This is a genomic window from Parafannyhessea sp. LCP19S3_B1, assembly GCF_052121955.1.
Taxonomy (GTDB): domain Bacteria; phylum Actinomycetota; class Coriobacteriia; order Coriobacteriales; family Atopobiaceae; genus Parafannyhessea.
Genome location: NZ_JBQKDH010000028.1, coordinates 1 through 1,244, shown reverse-complemented (window position 1 = coordinate 1,244; position 1,244 = coordinate 1). Strand labels below are relative to the sequence as shown.

At 74.0% G+C, this 1,244-nt stretch carries 1 protein-coding gene; it reads left to right on the top strand.

Annotated elements, in window-relative coordinates; genetic code table 11:
- A partial coding sequence (locus ACTQWE_RS10115) for an IS3 family transposase (protein ID WP_441921694.1) occupies positions 1-1,217 on the top strand: 1,217 nt, incomplete at its 5' end.
- Positions 1,218-1,244 lie beyond the last annotated feature (27 nt).

Below are 1,244 nucleotides of genomic sequence, written 5' to 3'. Positions count from 1 at the left end.
AGGAGCGCGAGCGCGCTAGCATGGCCGCGGACGCCGGGGACGGGGGCGGGAGGAAGATGCCAGCGGGGAAGAGGACGCGAGCGCGGAAGGGCGGGGCGCCCGCGGGGGCGGGCGCGCCCGAGGGGGCCGGGGCCGCCCCCGGCGAGCTCGACAGGCTCAGGCTCGAGGTGGCGACGCTGAGGGAGATGCTCAGCGACCCAAAAGCAGGAGACCCGGCGAGACTCTCGAACAGGCGGAAGGCCGAGTTGGGAGAGAGGTTGCGGCGGGACTACGGGTTCCCCCTCCGATGGATCCTGACCTACTTTCGGATATCGAAGAGCTCCTACGAGTACGCGAGGCGCGCTCTCGCGAGGCCGAGGGGGGACGATGAGGCCTTCGACGCGCGCGTCAGGGCCGCGTTCGAGCTCCTCAGGGGCACCGCGGGCTACAGGAGGGTCGCCGCGTGCATGAGGGACGGCGCCGACGGCGTCGAGGCCGGCCCCGCCCCCGAGAGGCGCGTGCGCGAGTCCATGCGGAGGCAGGGGCTGCGCGCCCGCAGGGGCAGGAGGCCGCGCCGCGCGTACAGCTCCTACGCCGGCGAGGTCGGCGACAGGCCGGCCAACGTCCCCAGGGAGCGCGCCAGGGCCAGGAGGGCGTCGGGCGAGGACTACAGGCTCGCGCACGACTTCTCCGCCGACCGCCCCGGCGCCCTGCTCGTCACCGACGTCACCGAGATCAGGCTGAACGGGTTCAGGGTCTACCTGAGCCCCGTGATCGACTGCTGGGACGGCTGCCCGGCCTCCTGGTCGATCTCCCCCCACCCCGACCAGGAGCTCTGCGACTCCTCGCTCGCCGCCGCCCTCGCGCTCGAGCCCGAGGGCGCCCGGCCCGTCGTCCACACCGACGGCGGCGCCTGCTACCGCTCGGGCGCGTGGAGGGGGCTCTGCGACGCGGCGGGCGCCACGAGGTCGATGTCGCGCAAGGGGACGTGCCCGGACAACGCGCGCGCCGAGGGCTTCTTCGGCACCCTCAAGCAGGAGTTCCTCTACTCCCGCGAGTGGGCGGGCGTCACGCGCGACGAGTTCTGCGCCCAGCTCGACGACTACATGCGCTGGTACGTCCGGGGCAGGCCGAAGGGCTTCCGCCAGGGCGGGCGCACGCGCTACGAGGCGCCGGCGGCCAGGAGGCGCCGCCTCGGGGTCGCGGTGCCGCCGGAGCGCTGTGGTATCGTTGCGTGACAGGTACAGGATTGCTGCCGCACTCCC